Source organism: Aquitalea pelogenes (assembly GCF_001515305.1).
GTDB lineage: Bacteria > Pseudomonadota > Gammaproteobacteria > Burkholderiales > Chromobacteriaceae > Aquitalea > Aquitalea pelogenes.
Genome location: NZ_LNQV01000038.1, coordinates 19,708 through 40,167, shown reverse-complemented (window position 1 = coordinate 40,167; position 20,460 = coordinate 19,708). Strand labels below are relative to the sequence as shown.

The 20,460-nt window shown below is 62.1% G+C and carries 16 protein-coding genes; 11 read left to right on the top strand and 5 right to left on the bottom strand.

Going from position 1 to position 20,460, the window contains the following annotated elements:
* Together AWT75_RS15305 and AWT75_RS15300 are read left to right on the top strand one after the other, a co-directional pair.
* Positions 1–1,385 (top strand): iron chelate uptake ABC transporter family permease subunit (locus AWT75_RS15305; protein ID WP_062790159.1); only part of this gene is annotated, 1,385 nt, incomplete at its 5' end.
* Positions 1,382–2,332: an iron-siderophore ABC transporter substrate-binding protein gene (locus AWT75_RS15300; protein ID WP_082696140.1), complete on the top strand. Its 951-nt coding sequence runs from the start codon at positions 1,382–1,384 to the stop codon at positions 2,330–2,332. The genes AWT75_RS15305 and AWT75_RS15300, both read left to right, overlap by 4 nt.
* Here AWT75_RS15300 and moaA read toward each other — a convergent pair.
* The 4 genes from moaA to AWT75_RS15280 all read right to left on the bottom strand — a co-directional run bounded on the left by moaA (position 2,310) and on the right by AWT75_RS15280 (position 7,287).
* The gene (gene moaA, locus AWT75_RS15295; protein WP_062790156.1) at positions 2,310–3,284 is read right to left on the bottom strand and encodes a GTP 3',8-cyclase MoaA; all 975 of its coding nucleotides are present in this window, start codon (positions 3,282–3,284) and stop codon (positions 2,310–2,312) included. The genes AWT75_RS15300 and moaA overlap by 23 nt on opposite strands.
* A gap of 107 nt (positions 3,285–3,391) precedes the next feature.
* Positions 3,392–4,618, bottom strand: coding sequence for a GGDEF domain-containing protein (locus AWT75_RS15290; RefSeq protein WP_062790152.1), 1,227 nt, complete (start codon positions 4,616–4,618; stop codon positions 3,392–3,394).
* Between the two features lie 108 nt (positions 4,619–4,726).
* Entirely contained in the window at positions 4,727–5,383 is a 657-nt protein-coding gene (locus tag AWT75_RS15285) for a response regulator (protein ID WP_045846256.1), read from the bottom strand.
* Positions 5,380–7,287, bottom strand: a complete 1,908-nt coding sequence (locus tag AWT75_RS15280) for a type IV pili methyl-accepting chemotaxis transducer N-terminal domain-containing protein (protein ID WP_153013347.1) — start codon at positions 7,285–7,287, stop codon at positions 5,380–5,382. Before AWT75_RS15280 ends, AWT75_RS15285 begins: the two co-directional genes overlap by 4 nt.
* A 314-nt stretch (positions 7,288–7,601) precedes the next feature.
* On the opposite strand from AWT75_RS15280, the gene AWT75_RS15275 reads away from it, so the two are divergent.
* From AWT75_RS15275 to narI, 6 genes are all read left to right on the top strand, one after another.
* A complete protein-coding gene (locus AWT75_RS15275) occupies positions 7,602–8,852 on the top strand; it encodes an MFS transporter (protein ID WP_062790149.1) in 1,251 nt (416 codons plus the stop codon).
* Positions 8,853–8,905: 53 nt separating this feature from the next.
* Entirely contained in the window at positions 8,906–10,285 is a 1,380-nt protein-coding gene (locus tag AWT75_RS15270; RefSeq protein ID WP_193394091.1) for a NarK family nitrate/nitrite MFS transporter, read from the top strand.
* A gap of 241 nt (positions 10,286–10,526) precedes the next feature.
* Entirely contained in the window at positions 10,527–14,504 is a 3,978-nt protein-coding gene (locus AWT75_RS15265) for a nitrate reductase subunit alpha (protein WP_275575754.1), read from the top strand.
* Positions 14,505–14,608: 104 nt separating this feature from the next.
* Entirely contained in the window at positions 14,609–15,760 is a 1,152-nt protein-coding gene (gene narH / locus AWT75_RS15260; protein WP_275575753.1) for a nitrate reductase subunit beta, read from the top strand.
* Between the two features lie 3 nt (positions 15,761–15,763).
* Positions 15,764–16,411, top strand: a complete 648-nt coding sequence (gene narJ / locus AWT75_RS15255) for a nitrate reductase molybdenum cofactor assembly chaperone (protein ID WP_045846261.1) — start codon at positions 15,764–15,766, stop codon at positions 16,409–16,411.
* A gap of 58 nt (positions 16,412–16,469) precedes the next feature.
* Complete coding sequence (gene narI / locus AWT75_RS15250) at positions 16,470–17,156, top strand: respiratory nitrate reductase subunit gamma (protein ID WP_062790147.1); 687 nt, start codon at positions 16,470–16,472, stop codon at positions 17,154–17,156.
* A gap of 135 nt (positions 17,157–17,291) precedes the next feature.
* Here narI and AWT75_RS21715 read toward each other — a convergent pair whose 3' ends face one another.
* Entirely contained in the window at positions 17,292–17,585 is a 294-nt protein-coding gene (locus AWT75_RS21715) for a hypothetical protein (protein WP_161937761.1), read from the bottom strand.
* 76 nt (positions 17,586–17,661) lie between these two features.
* Between AWT75_RS21715 and AWT75_RS15245 the strand changes: the two genes are divergently transcribed.
* The 3 genes from AWT75_RS15245 to AWT75_RS23555 all read left to right on the top strand — a co-directional run bounded on the left by AWT75_RS15245 (position 17,662) and on the right by AWT75_RS23555 (position 20,452).
* Positions 17,662–18,726: a GGDEF domain-containing protein gene (locus AWT75_RS15245; RefSeq protein WP_062790144.1), complete on the top strand. Its 1,065-nt coding sequence runs from the start codon at positions 17,662–17,664 to the stop codon at positions 18,724–18,726.
* Positions 18,727–18,830: 104 nt separating this feature from the next.
* Complete coding sequence (locus AWT75_RS15240; protein WP_082696138.1) at positions 18,831–19,754, top strand: DNA-3-methyladenine glycosylase family protein; 924 nt, start codon at positions 18,831–18,833, stop codon at positions 19,752–19,754.
* Positions 19,751–20,452 (top strand): methylated-DNA--[protein]-cysteine S-methyltransferase, encoded by a 702-nt coding sequence (locus AWT75_RS23555; protein WP_275575752.1) that lies wholly within the window; start codon positions 19,751–19,753, stop codon positions 20,450–20,452. The genes AWT75_RS15240 and AWT75_RS23555 overlap by 4 nt, the downstream gene beginning before the upstream one ends.
* Positions 20,453–20,460 lie beyond the last annotated feature (8 nt).

The following is a 20,460-nucleotide window of genomic DNA, read 5'->3' as shown; positions in this document are numbered from 1 at the left end:
TGGGCAGCGATTGTCTGGCACTGGCCATCGGCCACTGGGCGGGCAGCAGCCTGCCCAGCGGCGCGGTGACTGCCTTGCTGGGCGGGCCGCTGCTGCTGTTGCTGGCGGCACTGTGGCTTAGCGCGGTGACGGTGACGGCGGTGGGGCTGATCGGTTTCATCGGCCTGCTGGCTCCCAATCTGGCCCAGTTGCTGGGTGCGCGCCGTCCGCTGGCGCAACTGGCCTGCAGTGCGCTGCTGGGGGCGGTTTGTTTGCTGGGCAGCGATTGTCTGGCACTGGCCATCGGCCACTGGGCGGGCAGCAGCCTGCCCAGCGGCGCGGTGACTGCCTTGCTGGGCGGGCCGCTGCTGCTGTGGCTGGTACGGCGCAGCATGAACGCGGCACAGCACACGGCGATGTTGCAGATGCCGGGCAGTCAGCGTCAGTGGCGCAAGCGCAACTACCTGCTGCTTCTGGGGGCCTTGCTGGGCCTGTGCTGGCTGAGTATCGCACTGGCCCCCGGCCCCGACGGCTGGCAATGGCAGTGGCCGGATGCCTTGTTATGGTCGCTGCGCTGGCCGCGCAGTCTGGTGGCCCTGAGTGCCGGGGCGGGCCTGGCGCTGGCTGGCGTGCTATTGCAGCGGCTGCTGCGTAACCCGCTGGCCAGTCCCGATCTACTCGGCCTGTCGGCTGGCTCCACCTTGTGCATGCTGCTGGTGGCCGCTTGCCTGGGGCGGTCCTTGCTGGAGGACGGCATCATGTTTGCCTTGCTGGGGGCCTTGCTGGTGCTGGCTGCCTTGCTTGGGCTGGGCCGTCGCCACCAGTATGCGCCGGGCATGATGGCGCTCAGCGGCATTGCCCTGGCCGCCATGCTGGATGCCATGTTGCAAACGGTGCTGGCCAGGGGCACGCCGGACAGCCTGGCGGTATTGGCATGGTTGTCCGGTTCCAGTTACCGGGTGACACCGGCGCAGGCGGTATGGCTCAGCCTGGCCGTGCTGCTGTTGGCCGCGCTGGCCCTGGCCTGCCAGCGCGTGCTGACCCTGCTTGGTCTGGGTGATGGCTTGGCGCAAGGCCGTGGCCTGCATCTGGCTGCCGCCCGTCTGGGCCTGCTGCTGCTGGTGGCCTTGCTGACTGCTACGGTGACTGCGGTACTGGGGCCGGTGGCGTTTCTGGGCCTGCTGGCACCGCATATAGCCAGCATGCTGGGAGCACGGCAGGCGGCAACACAGCTGCTGGTGGCCGCCTTGCTGGGGGCCGGTTTGCTGCTGCTGGCCGACTGGCTGGGGCGGGTGATGATTTACCCGCGGCAATTGCCGCTGGGCATGCTGGCATCGGTTTTGTGCGGTTGTTATTTCCTGTTGTTGCTGGGGTGGCAGCGCCTGCGGCGTGGAGGTGGGCAATGAGGCGTGGCTGGTTTTGTGTCCTGTTGTGGTGGGTGCTGGCCTGCCCGGCCATGGCCGGTGGTGTGGATGAGCTGAGGGCTGCACCGGCCATGCCGGCAGCCAAGCGTATTGTGGCGCTCAGCTGGGAGGCGGCGGAAAACCTGCTGGAGCTGGGAATCACTCCGCTGGCGGTGGCGGATGCCGACGACTACCGGCGCTGGGTGGCGCAGCCATTGCTACCCGCCGGAGCGCTGTCGGCGGGCAGCCGGCTGGAGCCGAACCTGGAATTGCTGGCCAGCCTGAAGCCTGATCTGATCCTCAGCAGTCCGGTGCTGGGTGCCTTGCGCCCGCGGCTGCAAGCCATTGCGCCGGTGCTGACCATCGATGCTTTCCGCCCGAACGAGGACCATGCCCAGGCAGCCGAAGCCATTTTCCTGCAACTGGGCCGGGTGCTGGGCCGCCAGCCGCAGGCTAAAACCAGGCTTGGCCAGCTGGCACAGGGCTTTGCGCAATTGCGTCAGCAATTGCAGGCGCATGGTGCCCGGCGTCTGCCACGGGTGCAGGTCATCCGTTTTGCCAATGCCTCCAGCGTGTATGTATATGGCAGCAATGCCATGCCGGTGCTGGCCTTGCGCCGGCTGGGACTGAACACCACCAGCACGCCGGCGGCTTCGGTATGGGGGATCAGCCAGCAGCGGGTGGTGGATCTGGCAGCCTGGGGAGACGAGGTGGTGCTGTATCAGCAACCGTTTGCTGAAGCGGGGCGGCTGTTTGCCAGCCCGCTGTGGCAGGGCATGCCCTTTGTCCGGCAGCAGCGGCTGGCGGCGGTGGCGCCGGCCTGGAGTTATGGCGGGGTGGGCTCGCTGTATTACCTGGCCCAACGCATGACTGCCGCCTTGTTGCAGTTGCCCTTGCTGGCTGACAGGCCGGTGGCGGCAAACTTGCCTAGCCGCCGGTCATCGACATGAAGCGCACCACCTGTTGTGGCTGCTGGATGAATTCGTGTTTTTCCGGTTTCAGTTCGATGGCGGCGCGAATGGCAGCTTCCAGTTCGGCGTCGCTGCATCCGGCACGCAGCAGCGGGCGCAGTTCCAGTTGTTCTTCCTGCCCCAGGCACATGTACAGCGTGCCATCCACCGATAGCCGCACCCGGTTGCAGGTGGCGCAGAAGTGCTGCGACATCGGCGTGATCAGCCCCAGGGTGAAGCTGGCATCGGCATTCTGCCAGTAAGAGGCCGGGCCGCCGCCCAGGCTGCGGCTGCTGGCAATCAGGCCGTGCTGGCGGGTGAGTTTGTCCAGCAACTGGCTCAGGTCCAGCCCTTGCGCGGCCTGGCCGGTACTGCCCATCGGCATGGCTTCGATCAGGCGCAGCACAAAACCCTGCTCCATGCAGTAGGCCAGCATGGATTCGATATCACCATCATTCACCCCGGCCAGCGGCACCATATTGATCTTGATATTGGCAAACCCTGCCGCTTTGGCGGCGGCCAGCCCTGACAGCACCTTGTCCAGGCTGTCGCTGCCACTGATGCTGGCCACGCAGTCGCGGCGCAGCGAATCCAGGCTGATGTTGAGCCGGTGCAGGCCGGCGGATTTAAGCGGTGCGGCCAGGCTGGCCAGCTGGGTGCCATTGCTGGTGAGCGACAGGTCTTCAACCCCCGGCAGTGCTGCCAGCGTGCCTACCAGTTGCGGCAAGTCACGCCGCAGCAGCGGTTCGCCGCCGGTCAGGCGGAAGCGGCGCGTGCCCAGCCGGGCAAAGGCGGCTACCACGCGCTCTATTTCGTCAAAGCGCAGCCAGTTGGCCGGTTCCTCGAAGCCCTTGAAGCCTTTGGGAATGCAGTAGCTGCAACGCAGGTCGCAGCGGTCGGTGACGGACACCCGCAGATAGTCGATGGTTCTGCCAAAACGGTCGGACAGCATGGCTGGCACCAGAAGGGGAGAATGGCTGCCAGTGTAGGCTGAGCGTGGCGGCTTGCCAGTTGGCCAGTGGTGGAGGCCGGGCTACGCCGTAGGGAGTAGGGGGCGGCTCAGGCCGCCATCACGCGGTTGCGGCCCAGGTGCTTGGCCTGATACAGCGCGTTGTCCACCCGCATGATAAGGCTTTCCACCGTTTCATTGTCCTGGTGGATGGCTACGCCCAGGCTTATCGTGATGGCCGGCAGTTTTTCATGACGGTTTGCTGCCACGGTGTGGCGCAGCGCCTCGGCCAGACGCATGGCATTGTCGTGACTGGTTTGCGGCAGCAGGATGACGAACTCCTCGCCGCCCCAGCGGCACACGGTATCCTGTGCCCGCACGCGTGACTCCAGGGTGCGGGCCAGCCAGACCAGCACTTCGTCACCGGTAAAGTGACCGTGCTGGTCGTTGATCTGCTTGAAGTTGTCTGCGTCGATCAGGATCAGGCTGAAATCGTTGCCAAAGCGCCGCTTGTCCTGGATGGCGCGTTCCAGTTGCAGCAGCAGGTGCCGCCGGTTCCACAGGCCGGTGAGCGGGTCTTTCAGCGCGGCCTGTTCCAGTTCGGCCTTCAGCCGTTTTTGCTCGGTGATGTCGTGCACCACGCACAACATCAGCCGCTGGCCGTTTATAACCACTGGCCCGGCATAGGTCTGTACGTCGCGCAGGCTGCCATCGGCCAGCCGGTGGACAAAACTCAGGGGCTTGTGCCCGCCCGGCAGCTGGGAGATATGGTGCATCACCGGCAGGATGTCCCGCCCCATGGCGTTGATTTCCCAGGTGTGCTTGTGGATGAATACTTCGCGCGGGTAACCATAAAAACGGGCCGCTGCCTGATTGACATTGACGATGCGGCCATCATCGGCCGGGTCGATCAGCAGCATGGGCGCGCTATTGGTTTGCATCAGCATTTCGTGGAAGCTGCCGTCGCGTCCGGGGTCGGCAGACAGGGTGCTGGTGTTAACTGTCGGCAGGGCGGATTCCAGCATGCCTTCGGCAATGATGGCCGGGCGGCCATCACCCAGTAGCAGATGGCCCAGATGGCAGCACAGCACTTGCGGGCCGTTTTCGCCGGGCAGGGTCCATACTTCCACCACCTGCTGGTATTGCAGCATGTCCGGGCTGTAGTCGCTCAGCTGTTCCAGTGCGCGTGCGGACAGATGACCACCCCGCAGGCAGGCGATGTCCTGATCGCGGGACAGCTGTCTGGCCTGCCGGTTGGCAAACAACAGTTTTCCGCTGTCTGGCAGGATGATCCAGACAGGGGTGTGCAGTGCATCCAGCAGCGCAAAGGAAGTCATGGTGTCAGGCAGGCAGCGTCAGGGTTGGGCGTGTCCATGTATGACATGGTAGTTGTCCTTTTTGCCAGCTTCAATACTATTCATGCCAAGTCATGACAAGGACATGATTCAGGGCAGCTTGTCCAGCCCGTGTTCGACGGCAAACAGCGCGGCTTGTACCCGGCCGTTGAGGCTGAGTTTGCGCAGGATATTCTGCACATGCACCTTGATGGTGCTCTCGGCCAGGTCCAGCGAGCGGGCGATTTCCTTGTTGCTGACGCCACGGCTGAGCCAGGCCAGGATTTCCCGCTCGCGCTGGGTCAGCTGCTCCACGCCGCTGCGCTTGCCCTTGCTGCTTTCGCCGCCGCGCAATTGCGACAGCAGTTTGGATGTCATTTCCGGTGACAGCACGCTGTCGCCATCCACCGCGCGGCGGATGCTGTCCAGCAGGAAGTCGGCATTGATGTTTTTCAAGAGATAGCCGCGTGCGCCGGTTTTCAGGCACTCGGCCAGGTCCTCACCGTCCTCGGATACGGTGAGCATCAGTACCGCCAGCTGCGGCTGGGTGACCAGGATTTGCGCCAGCGCTTCGCGGCCGTTCATCTGCGGCATGTCGATGTCCAGCAGCACCACGTCGGGCTTCAGTTGTTCGCACAGTTTGACGCCTTCCAGGCCGTCGGCGGCTTCACCGACGATGTCAAAGTCGCTTTGTCGTTGCAGCAGGGCTTTCAGGCCGCTGCGAAACAGGGTGTGGTCATCGACCAGCAGGATGCGGATGGTGCTCATGCGGCTTGTCTTTCGGTATGGGGTAACAACAGGCTGACTTCGGTGCCGCCATCGCTATGGGCTTGCACGCTGATCTGGCCATGAATGCGGGCTGCGCGTTCCTGCATGATGGACAGGCCGACATGGCTGGAGCGGCGGCTGGCGACCAGGTCTTCGTCAAAGCCGCAGCCATCATCGCGTATCAGCATGCAAAAATCGGCATCATTGCGGATTTCCACCATCACGCGACGGGCGTGGGCATGTTTGCGTACATTGGACAGCGCTTCTTGCAGGATGAAAATCACCTGCAACTGCTGCTGCGGGTCCAGCGCCAAGCCGTTGCCGCTGAGGCTGAGCTGGGTGGGCACGCGGGCCTGCTTTTCAAAACGGTCCAGCAAGGTGCGTACCGCATCGGCAAAGTCTTCCTTGTTGATGCGGGTGCGGAAGTTGAGCAGCAGTTCGCGCACGTCCTCGTAACATTCCTGCACGCCGGCACGGATGCAGGCCAGGTTTTCCTCTGCCTGTTCGGTTTGCTTGTCGGCCAGCGCGGCTTCCAGCATCTGGACTTGCAGATTGAGGAAGGACAGCGACTGGGCAATGCTGTCGTGCAGGCCCTGCGCCATCAGGTTGCGTTCCTCGGCCACGGCAAACTGGCGGTCGCGGGCGGCCAGGCGCTGGTTTTCCACCGCTACGCCCAGGTGGCTGCCCAGAGTCTCCAGCAAGAACTGGTCTTGCGCGGTCAATTGCGGCTGCTGGTAGAAGTACAGCGTGAAAATGCCGACGTTATTCTGGTTATGGCGGATGTGAAACACTGAAATGCTGGCAAAACCGGCGCGCTGGCAGTGTTTTTCTTCCAGTTTTGGCAGCTGGTCGAAACGGTGAATCACCGACACCGGCTGTTGCACGGCATCGCCGCACAGGCAGCCGTCGATGGGGGCGCAGTCGTCGTGCTCCAGCATGTCCAGCGGCAGGCCTTGCTGGGCAATCAGTTCCAGCCGGCCACGCTTGAAATCCACCAGCCGTACGCTGCCGGCATCGGCGCCGGTCAGTTCGATCAGTCTGGAGATGAAACCGCTGCACATATTGTCCAGCGTGTGCGAGCCGTGCAAAAAGGCCGTGACATTGTAGAGGGCGGCCAACTGGCGGTTTTTTTCTTCCACCGAGCGGGTTTTGTCGGCCACTTTCTGTTCCAGCGTGGTGTACAGGTCCTGCAGGCGGTCGGCCATCTGGTTGAAGCCGGTGGCAATGGAGGCAAATTCCTCGCTGCTGTCCACGCCCACCCGCGCATCCAGCTGGCCGTCGCGCAGCCGCAGCATGCCTTCACCCAGGGCATTGAGCGGGCGGATCACCAGCAGGAACAGCAAGAACATCATGCTGAACGAGCCGACAATGGCCATGGCAATCAGCGCCATCTGGAAAAAGCGCAGCAAGGTGGTGTTGCGCGCATTGTCCTCTTCCACCAGTTTCACCAGCCGGTCGATGCGGTTGACGAAGCTGGCAATGTCAGGCCGCTCCATCTTGCGTGGCTGGCCCGCCTGCCGGGCGGCGTTTTCCAGCAGGGGCTGCATGTCCTGTCGCCAGGCTTGCTCGATGAGCGCCACCTGCTGGTGCACGGCGGCATTGTCCGGCAAGAACAGCGGCCGGGCCGGGTCGCCCTTTTTCAGGCGCGCCAGAATGGTGGCAAATTGCTGTTCTTCATCGTGTATGGCGGTCAGCGGCGCGCCTTCGCTCACTTGCAGGGCAATGTGATAGCTGCGCATGCGCAGGCTGCCGGCGTCGTTGATGGCGGCGGCACCGCCTTCCAGCTTCCACGACAACACCAGGGTGTAGCCGATGGAGGTCATGGCCAGCAGCAGCCAGGCGATGGTCAGCATCAGCAGTTTGGTGGACAGGCTGCGCCATTGCGGGGTCTGGTAAAGCATCATTCAGGGCGGGTCCGGTGGGGCTGGGGGCTTCAGAGGGCAGGGCCGTCTGACTGTATTCCAGCTTAACAATAATGCCTGTCCCATGTGACAGCAATTCTCCATTAGGTGGAGAATGCCGCCGCGCCGAGCGCAGTCAGACAGCCTGCTGTGGCAGGGTTTGGCGGCTGACCATCCCCCATTGTGATTAGTCCGGCTTCTCCATCTGCCGCTGTGGTCTAGCTCCTCATGCCGCCTGGTGTGCTGCTATCGGTGAATATTTCCCGCGTGTGGAAAAGGGTTAAATGCCAGCTATCCCAATAGCGGAGCTTGGCATCATGGCTTCATTACGCTTCAAGCAGTATGCGGTACTGGCTTCCAGCACCATTGCCTTCACCATCTGTTTCATGATCTGGATGATGTTTGCCGTGCTGGGTATTCCCATCAAGCAGCATCTGGGCCTGAACGAAACCGAATTCGGCATCCTCGCCGCCACGCCGGTGCTGTCCGGCTCGCTGGTACGGGTGCCGCTGGGCATCTGGACCGACCGTTTTGGCGGCCGCATCGTGCTGTTTGTGCTGATGCTGACCTGCGTGCCCTTCATTTTCATCATGCAGTACGCCACGGCTTACTGGCAGTTCCTGGCCATCGGCTTGCTGGTGGGGCTGGCCGGCGGTGCGTTTTCGGTGGGCACGCCCTATGTGGCGCGCTGGTTCAAGCCGGAACAGCAGGGCATGGCCATGGGGGTGTTCGGGGCCGGTAATGCCGGTTCCTCGCTCACCAAGCTGGTGGCCCCCGGCATCATCGCCATCGGTGGCTGGCAGCTGGTGCCTTCGGTGTACGCCGGCATCATGCTGGTGACGGCCATTCTGTTCTGGCTGTTTTCCTATCAGGACACGGCCCATCTGGTACGCAGCAAGGCCAGCCTGGGTGCACAACTGGCCTTGATGAAGAACCCGGCGGTGCTGCGCTACTGCCAGTACTACTCGGTGGTGTTTGGCGGCTATGTGGCGCTGGCGCTGTGGATGACCAAGTACTACGTGGGCGAGTACGGCTTTGACATCAAGCATGCGGCCTTTCTGGCGGCCTGTTTCTCCCTGCCTGGCGGCGTGCTGCGGGCGATGGGCGGCTGGCTGTCCGACCGCTTTGGCCCCTACAAGGTGACCTGGGGCGTGATGTGGACCTGCTGGGTGGCGTTTTTCATCCTGTCCTATCCGCAAACCGACTTCAGCATCACCACCACGCACGGCGTGCAAAGCTTTCATATCGGCCTGAGCGTTGTTCCCTTCACTCTGATGCTGTTTGGCGTGGGCATTGCCATGGCCATCGGCAAGGCCTCGGTGTTCAAGTTCATTGCCAACGAGTTTCCCGACAATATCGGCGCGGTATCCGGCGTGGTGGGTCTGGCTGGCGGCATGGGCGGTTTCCTGCTGCCCATCCTGTTTGGCGTGCTGCTGGATGTCACCGGCGTGCGCAGCAGCGCCTTCATGCTGCTGTACGGCACGGTGTGCGTGTCGCTGGTGTGGATGCACTTTTCCTTCAAGCCCGCACAGGGCAAGGCTGCACTGGCAGCCAGCAAGGCCGGCTAGGCCCGGCAACCCCATTTTTGATTGATGGCCGAGTGGCCGTCAGGGAGGACGTGATGTCACATGTACTTAACCGGTGGGAACCGGAAAACAAGGAGTTCTGGCAGCAGGAGGGCAAGGCTGTTGCCCGGCGCAATCTGTGGATATCCATCCCCGCGCTGATGCTGGCTTTTGTCATCTGGCAGGTGTGGAGCGTGGCAGTGCTGAACATGCCCAATATCGGCTTCAGCTACAGCCAGAACCAGCTGTTCTGGCTGGCTGCGCTGCCGGCACTGTCCGGTGCCACGCTGCGCATTTTCTACAGCTTCATGGTGCCGATTTTCGGTGGCCGCAAGTGGACCGCCATTTCCACCGCCAGCCTGCTGATTCCGGCTGTCGGCATCGGTTACGCGGTGCAGGACCCGAATACCAGCTACATCACCATGGTGGTGCTGGCCTTGCTGTGCGGCTTTGGTGGCGGCAATTTCAGCTCGTCCATGTCCAATATCAGCTTCTTTTTTCCCAAGGCGGAAAAGGGCACGGCGCTGGGTCTGAATGCCGGTCTGGGTAATCTGGGGGTGTCGCTGGTGCAGTTCGTGGTGCCGCTGGTGATTACCATGGGCGTGTTCGGTGCCTTTGGCGGCGAGCCGCAAGTGTGGGTGAAGGCGGCGGTGCACAAGAAAATGTGGCTGCAGAATGCCGGTTTTGTCTGGGTACCCTTTATTGTGCTGTCCACCATTGCCGCCTGGCTGGGCATGAACGACATTGCCTCGGCGCGTGCTTCCTTTGCCGACCAGGTGGTCATTTTCAAGCGCAAGCACAATTGGTTGATGTGCTGGCTGTACATCGGCACCTTTGGTTCCTTCATCGGTTTCTCTGCCGGTTTCCCGCTGCTGATGAAAGGCCAGTTCCCGGATGTGGACCCCACCAGATACGTGTTCTACGGCCCGCTGGTGGGCGCGCTGGCGCGTCCGGTAGGTGGCTGGCTGGCAGACAAGATTGGCGGTGCCAAGGTAACCCAGGCGGTATTCCTGCTGATGATGCTGGCGGTGGGCGGCGTGCTGGTGTTCTTGCCGCATGCAGGCCAGGGCGGCAGTTTCCAGGGCTTTTTTGCCATGTTCCTCTGCCTGTTTGCGCTGACCGGTGTAGGTAACGGTTCCACCTTCATGCAGGTGCCGGTGATCTTCCTCACCCTGCATCAGCGCCTGGCCGGCAAGGGCGAGGCGGCACAAAAGCAGGCACAGGCCGATGCCACGCGTGAAGCGGCGGCGGTGCTGGGCTTCTCCGGTGCCATTGGTGCTTATGGCGGGTTCTTCATTCCCAAGAGCTATGGCACCTCCATTTCCATGACCGGTGGCGTGGAGGCCGCGCTGTATGCCTTCATCCTGTTCTACGCCAGCTGCGTGCTGATCAACTGGTGGTTCTACGCACGCAAGAATGCCGACATGCCTTGCTGATTGCTTCTTGCATCCAGCCGCAACACAAGCGCCCCATGCGGGCGCTTTTTGCATTCTGGCCAGGGGGTGGAGCAGGCGGACTACTCCTTATGGTCTAGCGCGTCTCCTCACTCTGCGCAGGGGCTTTTCCTCTAGTGGCGAATGGGCGTCGTTGTTGCCCGGACTTAATCTGTCCAGCGTAAGCAATGTCTGCGCGGCGCGGCCGCGGCACCGCAACTGGCGGTAAAAACTCGGAGGCAAGATGAGCCACTTTCTGGACAGACTGAATTTCCTTGGCAAGGTGAAATCCACCTTTGCCGATGGCCATGGCGCGGTGGTGAATGAAGACCGCCAGTGGGAAAACGCCTATCGCCAACGCTGGCAGCACGACAAGATCGTGCGTTCCACCCACGGGGTGAACTGCACCGGCTCCTGTAGCTGGAAGGTGTATGTCAAAAACGGGCTGATTACCTGGGAAACCCAGCAGACCGACTATCCGCGCACCCGGCCGGACCTGCCCAATCACGAGCCGCGCGGTTGCCCGCGTGGCGCTTCGTACAGCTGGTATGTGTACTCCGCCCAGCGCGTGAAATATCCGATGATCCGTGGCCGTCTGGCCAAACTGTGGCGCGAAGCGCGCAAGAGCATGGGCCCGGTTGAAGCCTGGGAGCACATCAGCCAGAACCCGGAACTGGCCAAGCAGTACAAGAGCAAGCGCGGCCAGGGCGGTTTCGTGCGCGCCAACTGGGATGAAGCCAACGAAATCATCGCGGCTTCCAATGCCTACACCATCAAGAATTACGGCCCGGACCGCGTGGTGGGCTTCTCGCCGATTCCGGCCATGTCCATGGTGTCCTACGCTGCGGGCAGCCGTTACCTCAGCCTGATCGGCGGCGTGCCGCTGTCCTTCTACGACTGGTATTGCGACTTGCCGCCGGCCAGCCCGCAAATCTGGGGCGAACAGACCGACGTGGCCGAATCGGCCGACTGGTACAACTCCACCTACCTGATGGTGTGGGGCTCCAACATTCCGATGACCCGTACCCCGGACGCCCACTTTTATACCGAAGTGCGCTACAAGGGCACCAAGACCGTGGCGGTTTCCAGTGACTTTGGCGAAATGGCCAAGTTCGGCGACATCTGGCTGGCACCGAAGCAGGGTACCGATGCCGCACTGGCCATGGCCATGGGCCATGTCATCTTCAAGGAATTCCACCTGGACAAGCCGTCGGCCTACTTCACCGACTACATCCGCCGCTACACCGACATGCCGATGCTGGTGACGCTGCGCAAGGATGGCGAACGCTATGTGCCGGACTACTTCCTGCGCGCCAGCCATCTGGCAAACAACCTCAACGAAGACAACAACCCGGAATGGAAGACCCTGGTATTCGACGAAACCAGTGGCGACATCGTGGCTCCCACCGGTTCCATCGGCTTCCGCTGGGGGCAAAGCGGCAAGTGGAACCTGCAACAGCATGACGGCAGCACTGGCCGCGAGGTATCGGCCCGTCTGTCGCTGATTGAAAACCGTGACCAAGTAGTTGGCGTCGGCTTCCCTTACTTTGGTGCCGAACACGAAGAACTGCTCACCCGCAATGTCCCGGCGCGCAAGGTGGTGCTGGCTGATGGCAGCACTGCACTGGTGGCCACGGTATTCGACCTGATGGCAGCCAACTACGGTATCGACCGTGGCCTGGGCGGTGGCAATGTCACCAATGACTACATGGCCGACGTGCCGTACACCCCGGCCTGGCAGCAAAAGCACACCGGCGTGAAGCCGGAAATGGTGATCCAGGTAGCGCGCGAATTCGCCCAGAACGCCGATCAGACCCACGGCAAATCCATGGTGATTGTCGGTGCTGCGCTCAACCACTGGTATCACATGGACATGAGCTACCGCGGCATCATCAACATGCTGATGCTGTGTGGCTGTATCGGCCAGAGCGGTGGTGGCTGGTGCCACTATGTGGGCCAGGAAAAGCTGCGTCCGCAAACCGGCTGGGCACCGCTGGCCTTTGCCGGTGACTGGGTGCGTCCGTCGCGCCAGATGAACGGCACCAGCTTCTTCTACGCCCATACCAGCCAGTGGCGGCATGAAAAGCTGGGCATCAATGAAATCCTGTGCCCGACGGCCGACGGCAAGATGGCTAACATGAGCCTGATCGACTACAACGCCAAGGCCGAACGCATGGGCTGGCTGCCGTCCACCCCGCAGCTGACCACCAACCCGCTGGACATCACCCGCGCCGCCAAGGCGGCTGGCAAGGACGCCATTCCGTTTGCCGTGGACAGCCTGAAAAACGGCACGCTGGACATGTCCTGCAACGACCCGGACAACCCGAAGAACTTCCCGCGCAATATGTTTGTGTGGCGTTCCAATATCCTGGGCAGCTCCGGCAAGGGCCACGAATACTTCCTCAAATACCTGCTGGGCACCCAGAACGCGGTGATGGGCAATGAGGAAGACTGCATCAAGCCGACCGAAATCACCGTGCGTCCGGCGGTGGAAGGCAAGCTGGACCTGCTGGTGGTGCTGGACTTCCGCATGTCCACCACCTGCCTGTACGGCGACATCGTGCTGCCGACCGCTACCTGGTATGAAAAGGACGATCTGAACACCTCCGACATGCACCCCTTCATCCACCCGCTGTCCGAAGCCGTACAGCCGCTGTGGCAGGCCAAGTCGGACTGGGAAATCTACAAGGGCTTTGCCAAGAAGATTTCCGAAATCGGCAAGGACTACCTGGGCGTGCAACAGGACCTGGTACTCACCCCGCTGATGCACGACACCCCGCAGGAACTGGGCCAGCCGTTTGACCCGCGTGACTGGAAGAAGGGCGAGTGCGAACCGGTGCCGGGCAAGACCATGCCGGCCATGACCGTGGTGGAGCGGGACTACGGTGCCATCTACGACAAGTTCACCTCCATCGGCCCCTTGCTGGAAAAAGTGGGCAATGGCGGCAAGGGCATCAGCTGGAAAACTGGCCACGAAGTGGACGTGCTGCGCGGCCTGAACCATACCGTGGCCGAGGGCGCGGGCAAGGGCCAGCCACGGCTCAATACCGCCATCGACGCGGCCGAGATGATTCTGACCCTGGCGCCGGAAACCAATGGCCACGTGGCAGTGAAAGCCTGGGAAGCCTTGTCCAAGGTAACCGGTATCGACCACACCCATCTGGCTCTGCCGCGCGAGCATGACAGCATCCGCTTCCGCGACGTGCAGGCGCAGCCGCGCAAGATCATTTCCTCGCCGACATGGTCTGGCCTGGAAAGCGAAGAAGTCAGCTACAACGCCGGTTACACCAATGTGCACGAGCTGATTCCATGGCGCACCATCACCGGCCGCCAGCAGTTCTATCAGGATCACCAGTGGATGCGTGCCTTCGGCGAGGGCCTGTGCGTGTTCAAGCCGCATGTGGACCTGAAAACCACCCAGGCCATCCTGGGCAAGAAGTCCAACGGCAACCACGAGCTGGTGCTCAACTTCATCACCCCGCACCAGAAATGGGGCATCCACAGTACCTATTCGGACAACCTGCGCATGCTGACGCTGTCGCGTGGCGGCCCACACGTATGGGTATCGGAAGTGGACGCCAAAAAGGCCGGCATCGTCGACAACGACTGGATCGAAGTATTCAACGTCAACGGCACGCTGACCGCCCGTGCGGTGGTATCGCAGCGTGTACCGGAAGGCATGACGCTGATGTACCACGCCCAGGAAAAAATCGTGAACGTGCCGGGTGCGGAAACCAGCGGCAAGCGCGGCGGCATCCACAACTCGGTGACCCGTGCGGTGACCAAGCCGACGCACATGATTGGCGGTTACGCCCAGCTGTCCTGGGGCTTCAACTACTACGGGACGGTGGGTGCCAACCGTGACGAATTCGTCATCGTGCGCAAGATGAAAAAAGTGGATTGGATGGATCAGCTGCAGGAGAAGACAAATGAAAATCCGTGCACAAATCGGCATGGTACTGAACCTGGACAAGTGCATTGGCTGCCATACCTGTTCAGTCACCTGCAAGAACGTCTGGACCAGCCGCGACGGCGTGGAATACGCCTGGTTCAACAATGTGGAAAGCAAGCCCGGCGTCGGCTACCCCAAGGACTGGGAAAACCAGGAAAAATGGCAGGGCGGCTGGGAACGCAAGCCCAATGGCAAGCTAGTGCCCAAGCAGGGCGGCAAGATGCGCATTCTGGCCAATATCTTTGCCAACCCCAACCTGCCGTCGATTGACGACTACTACGAGCCCTTTACCTTCGATTACGAGCACCTGCAGAACGCGCCGGAAATGCAGACTCCGCCGACTGCGCCCGGTATCGGTGCTGACCGGCAAGAAGATGGACAAGATCGAATGGGGCCCCAACTGGGAAGACGACCTGGGTGGCGAGTTCTCCAAGCGCAGCAAGGATGCCCTGTTTGAAGGCATCCAGAAGGAAATGTACTCGGCCTTCGAGAACACCTTCCTGATGTATCTGCCGCGCCTGTGCGAACACTGCCTGAACCCGGCCTGTGTCGCCTCCTGCCCGTCCGGCTCCATCTACAAGCGCGAAGACGACGGCATCGTGCTGATCGACCAGGACAAGTGCCGCGGCTGGCGCATGTGCGTGTCCGGCTGCCCGTACAAGAAGATTTACTACAACTGGACCAGTGGCAAGGCCGAGAAGTGCATCTTCTGCTACCCGCGTATCGAGGCTGGCCAGCCGACCGTGTGCTCGGAAACCTGCGTAGGCCGCATCCGCTACCTGGGCGTGCTGCTGTACGATGCCGACCGCATCGAAGCCGCTGCCAGCGTGGAAGACCCGAAGAGCCTGTACGAAGCGCAGCTGGGCGTGTTCCTCGACCCGAATTCGCCGGAAATCCAGGCCGAGGCCCGCAAGCAGGGCATTCCGGAAGCCTGGATCAGCGCCGCGCAGAATTCGCCGGTGTACAAGATGGCCATGGAATGGAAAGTAGCCTTCCCGCTGCATCCGGAATACCGCACCCTGCCCATGGTGTGGTACATCCCGCCGCTGTCGCCCATTCAGAGCGCGCTGGAAAACGGCCTGATCGGTGAAAACGGCATCATTCCGGACGTAAAAGACCTGCGCATCCCCATCCGCTATCTGGCCAACCTGCTGACCGCAGGCAAGGAAGAGCCGGTGGTGAGCGCGCTGGAAACCATGGTGGCCATGCGCCGTTACATGCGCAAGAAGAGCGTGGAAAAGGTAAGCGATGCGGCCACCTTGCGCGGTACGCATCTGAAACCGGCCCAGGTGGAGGAAATGTACCAGGTGATGGCGATTGCCAATTACGAAGACCGCTTCGTGATTCCGTCCAGCCACAAGGAAATGGTGGAAAACACCTTCGACGACAAGGCCAGCTGTGGCTTCACCTTCGGCAATGGCTGCTCCGGTGGCACGTCGGAATCCAGCCTGTTTGGCAAGAAGAAGGCCACCCCCATCGTGTTCCACGACATGCGGCGCGACCGCAAGGCCAACGCCGGGAGCTAAGCCATGAACCAGTCATTGTTCAAGATTGCCTCGGCCCTGCTGTGCTATCCGGAGCCCGAGTTGCTGGCGGCGCTGGATGACATCCGCAGCGCACTGCAGGCTACGCCAACGGCAGCCAGCATGCTGGAACCGCTGCTGGCGCAGCTGGAGGGCAGCGATCTGATCGCGCTGCAGGAAGGCTATGTACAAACCTTCGACCGCAGCCCGTCGCACTCGCTGCACCTGTTCGAGCATGTTCATGGCGAGGACCGCGCCCGCGGTCAAGCCATGGTGGACCTGATGGAAGAGTACAAGGCCCACGGTTTCGAGCCGGTCTGTGCCGAGCTGCCCGACTACGTGCCGCTGTTCCTGGAGTTCCTGTCGCAGTGCGAGGCAGAAGAGGGCAGCCGCCTGCTGGGCGATGCGGTGCATGTGCTGGGCCATATCGCCGGCAAGCTGCGCGAGTCGTCCTCGCCCTATGCCGGGGTGCTCGACCTGCTGGTGTGGCTGTCGCCGGTCGCACCGGAGCCCTTGAGCGTGCCGCCCATCCGCGACATGGATGAGCTGCTGGAAACCTTTGGCCCCGGTGCTGATGGCAGCGAGCCCTTGCTCAAACCCGCCATGCCGGCCATTGCTCCGGTCAATTTCTACCCGTCGCGACCCGGCGCCTGAATCTGCCCGTTTCCGGCCCGCCCTGTCACGGGCAGGCCGGAACAGCAAGGAGAGAGATATGGACTATCTGCATCAATTCGTTTTCGGGATTTATCCCTACATCGCGCTCAGCATCTTTTTGCTGGGCAGCCTGATGCGCTTTGAGCGCGAACAGTACAGCTGGAAGAGCGAATCCTCCCAGCTGGTGTATCGCGGCAATCTGCGCCTGGGCAACATCCTGTTCCACATCGGTGTGCTGGGCCTGTTCTTCGGCCATCTGGTGGGCCTGCTGACTCCGTTGTCGGTATGGGAAGCACTGGGCGTCACCCACAGCTTCAAACAGGTATTTGCCATGACGGCCGGTGGCATCATGGGTTCGCTGGGCCTGATCGGCCTGCTGATCCTGCTGCATCGCCGCCTGAGCAGCGAGCGCCTGGCGGCCAACACCACCTGGCGCGACAAGCTGGTGCTGCTGTGGCTGCTGGTCACGCTGGTACTGGGCCTGTGCACCATCGCCGTGTCCGCCCAGCATCTGGACGGTCACGAAATGGTGCTGCTGATGACCTGGGCGCAGCATGTCGTCACCTTCCGTGGCGATGCCGCACAGTACATCGTGGCCGCGTCCCCCATCTTCAAACTGCACCTGTTCATGGGGATGAGCGTGTTCGTCATCTTCCCCTTTACCCGTCTGGTGCATGTATGGAGCGGCTTTGGCGCGCTGGCCTATCTGGGCCGTGCCTGGCAGCTGGTGCGCCCGCGTGCCTGATGTCTGTATCCGGATTTTTGCTTGACCAAGGCCCTGCGGGGCCTTTTTTCATGGACTTCCTGTTCTGCAAGGAGGTGGGCTGCTATACCGGAAATTCATCTGTAGCAGCTGCTGCTTGCCGGCTGGTGTTGTCTGTCAGTCCACGTTCACCGTGCTGTCAGACTGGCATGTTAAAACAGGCCTGCTGCAGCAGCCGGATGAAATGATCAGGACTTGCCGTCGGTCAGCACTGCTGGCTAGGTCGATGGCATGAATGCTGTTAGTATTTGATCGAATCAATGAATACAGCTGTTCTTTTGATTTGAAAATATCGGGGAAGGTCTGCGGCTTGCTGTACCAATCCGGCATTGAACGCGCTGTATGGCTGGGGCATTGCCAGCGCCACCACGCTATTGTCAGCTGTTCTTGCCAGCTTGTTTCCTGCCGCATGCACGCTTTGCCTGACCCGCCATGTTGTGTCGCCAGTCGACAGACTGACGGCTTGTTGTCCAGCAGAGCCATCACCATGAACAGCAATTACAAAGCCACCGAGGCGGACTACTACCATTACATGCGCGGCAGGTTGTTCAGGCCGGTGGTGTTTCTGGAGAGCGCCGGCATCGTCTTCATCATTGCCAGCTTTGTCATGAACCCCTATCTGGCTGCCGGACTGGGTAATACCGAAGCCATGCTGCTGGCTGCCATCATCCTGGTGGGACTGGTCAAGGCCCTGTCGCCCAGCGTGCTGGTATGGCGTGCCGGAACCATTGCCTATGCGGTATTGCTGACCCTGATTTTTGCGCTGGAAGTAAAAAGCATGGCCGGTCCGGGTGACCCCTTCATCATTCCCATCATCATTACCATCTGGTTTTACAATTCCTTTGTCACCCCCTCCAGGCACGACTGCCTGGCCATACTCAGCTTCACCGGTGCCTCGGCCTTTTACATCTGCGGCCTGGGGCCGGCAGCCAGCATGTCACCCGCCCTGTTTGCCTTGCTGGTATTCGGTGTGTTCGTGGTGGCCATCACGCTGAACCAGACCATGCAGAACAATATGTACTCCATGTTCTTCATGCAGGACGAATTCCGCCGTCTGGCCGAAATCGATCCGCTGACCCGCATTCCCAACCGGCGTTCGCTGTTTGCCCGGCTGGATGAACGCGCACCGGCCGGCAAGGGCCAGCACTGGTTCTGGGTGCTGATTGACCTGGATGATTTCAAGCAGATCAACGACAGCCACGGCCATGCCGTGGGGGACCAGGTACTGGTGTGCTTTGCCGACTTGCTGGAGCGCATGAGCATGCCTGGCTGCCCGGGTCGTATCGGTGGCGAGGAGTTCGGCTTGCTGCTGTGCCGCTCGTCGGCCACGGAGGTCAGTCAGCTGCTGGAACAATTGCAAGCCGCCGTCGCCGATGCCAGGCCCGATGGTGTGGCGTTCAGCTTCAGCGCGGGCGTGGCGGTGTTTGCCGAGGGCATGGCCACCAACGAGGTATTACGCGCGGCGGACCAGGCCATGTATGCGGCCAAGCGCATGGGCAAGCGTCGGGTGGTGTTTGCTGGTGATCTGGCGGAAACCGCCCTGACAGTCTGAGCGCAACAGGCTGCAGCCTGCATCCCTTGATTCAAGCGCAAGATGCAAGGTGCCAGCGCCAGGCATCTGCGCGATAATCGCGCCAGCGCGGCACCGTTGGCCGCATGGCCGGAGCAAATATGCAGCAGGTGGTGGAACACGCATTCGAGATTGCCTTGCCGGCGGATTATCACGCCGCCAGTGTGCTGGCCTATCATGGCCGCGACCCGGCAGGCCCGGCCGAACGGCTGCAAGCGCAGCACCTGCGCAAAGGCGTGCTGCTGCAGGGGGCTGCGGTGGAGTTGCAGTTGCACTTCACCCCGGATCGCTTGCTGGTCAGGGTGAGTGGTGCGGCCAGTCATGACTGGCCTGCCTTGTTGCCGCAGGTTCAGCAGGCGGTGCGCCGCATGGCCGGGCTGGATGGCCAGCGCGATGCCTGGATGACCTTGGCCCGCCAGCAGCCGGATGCCGCCCGCCTGCTGGCAGGCAAACCCGCATTGTGGCTGCCACTGACAGCCGAACCGTTTGAAGCCTTGTGCTGGGCCATCATTGGCCAGCAGATCAACCTGTCCTTTGCCACAGCGCTCAGGCGCAGCCTGATTCAGCTGGCGGGTGTGCCGATTGCCGGCAGTGACTTGCTGGCCCACCCTGGCCCGGCCCAGGTGGCCGCACTGTCTGCCGAACCGCTGACGGCGCAGCGTTTTTCCCGTTCCAAGGCCGGTTATCTGCTGGGTGCCGCCCATGCAGTGCTGGATGGCAGCCTGCCGCTGGATGCGCTGTCCGGCCTTGCTGCGGCCGAAGCGGAGCGCTGTTTGCTGGCCCTGCATGGCGTGGGGCCGTGGACGGCGCGTTATGTGATGCTGCGCGGCCTCGGGCTGGCCGACTGTGCGCCCATTGGCGACAGTGGCCTTGCTACCGCCTTGCAGCGCTTTCATGCGCTGCCGGCCCGGCCCGATGCGCGCCAGACCGAGCAGCTGATGCAAGTCTTTTCCCCTTGTCGCAGCCTGGCCACCCTGCATTTGTGGGCCAGCCTGACGGAGCATGCATGAAACCCGAGATACCCGATCTGTTCAGCCAGGATGCGCCTGACGTGCCCGGCCTGTCCGCGCCCGCTTCTCGCGCAGCCGCGCCATTGTTTGCCCAGGGCAGCTTGTGGGATGGCCAAGGTGGTACGACCCACCCAGCGTCCGCCAGTCCGCAAGCAGAAGAGGACAGCATGACGGCCATCAGCGTGCCGTCCAATGCTGCCTGCCACGGCGTGGTGGATACCCGCTTCGGTCCCGCCATGGTGTGGCTGGACTTGCAAGGTCGCCTGCTGCGGCTGGATTTTCATCTGGAACAGGAGATGCAGCGGGCAGTGTTGTCCGGCAGCCGGCGCGACGATGCCGCCGTGGCCGAAGTGGCGCGCCAGCTGCATGAGTACCAGCGCGGTGAGCGGCGCAGTTTTGATATTCCGCTGGCCGCACATGGCACGGATTTCCAGCAGGAAGTGTGGGCGGCGCTGTGCCGGATACCCTATGGCCAGACCATGAGCTATGGCGAACTGGCACTGGCGCTGGGCAAGCCCGGCGCTGCCCGCGCGGTGGGGCGGGCCAATGCGACAAACCCGATTGCGCTGATCGTGCCCTGCCACCGGGTACTGGGGGCGGATGGCAGCCTGACTGGTTACGCTGGCGGATTGGCGCTGAAAGCGGATTTGCTGCGCTTTGAGCAGGAAAACACCGTACCCGGCCTGTTTGCTGGCTGAGGCAGCGC

Coding starts and splice junctions, on each gene's coding strand:
- moaA (WP_062790156.1), bottom strand. CDS start 3,284: ATGCTGTCCGACCGTTTTGGCAGAACCATCGACTATCTGCGGGTGTCC.
- AWT75_RS15240 (WP_082696138.1), top strand. CDS start 18,831: ATGGCCGGAGCAAATATGCAGCAGGTGGTGGAACACGCATTCGAGATT.
- AWT75_RS23555 (WP_275575752.1), top strand. CDS start 19,751: ATGAAACCCGAGATACCCGATCTGTTCAGCCAGGATGCGCCTGACGTG.
- AWT75_RS15245 (WP_062790144.1), top strand. CDS start 17,662: ATGAACAGCAATTACAAAGCCACCGAGGCGGACTACTACCATTACATG.
- AWT75_RS15275 (WP_062790149.1), top strand. CDS start 7,602: ATGGCTTCATTACGCTTCAAGCAGTATGCGGTACTGGCTTCCAGCACC.
- AWT75_RS15300 (WP_082696140.1), top strand. CDS start 1,382: ATGAGGCGTGGCTGGTTTTGTGTCCTGTTGTGGTGGGTGCTGGCCTGC.
- AWT75_RS15285 (WP_045846256.1), bottom strand. CDS start 5,383: ATGAGCACCATCCGCATCCTGCTGGTCGATGACCACACCCTGTTTCGC.
- AWT75_RS21715 (WP_161937761.1), bottom strand. CDS start 17,585: ATGCGGCAGGAAACAAGCTGGCAAGAACAGCTGACAATAGCGTGGTGG.
- narH (WP_275575753.1), top strand. CDS start 14,609: ATGGACAAGATCGAATGGGGCCCCAACTGGGAAGACGACCTGGGTGGC.
- AWT75_RS15270 (WP_193394091.1), top strand. CDS start 8,906: ATGTCACATGTACTTAACCGGTGGGAACCGGAAAACAAGGAGTTCTGG.
- AWT75_RS15280 (WP_153013347.1), bottom strand. CDS start 7,287: ATGATGCTTTACCAGACCCCGCAATGGCGCAGCCTGTCCACCAAACTG.
- narI (WP_062790147.1), top strand. CDS start 16,470: ATGGACTATCTGCATCAATTCGTTTTCGGGATTTATCCCTACATCGCG.
- AWT75_RS15290 (WP_062790152.1), bottom strand. CDS start 4,618: ATGACTTCCTTTGCGCTGCTGGATGCACTGCACACCCCTGTCTGGATC.
- AWT75_RS15265 (WP_275575754.1), top strand. CDS start 10,527: ATGAGCCACTTTCTGGACAGACTGAATTTCCTTGGCAAGGTGAAATCC.
- narJ (WP_045846261.1), top strand. CDS start 15,764: ATGAACCAGTCATTGTTCAAGATTGCCTCGGCCCTGCTGTGCTATCCG.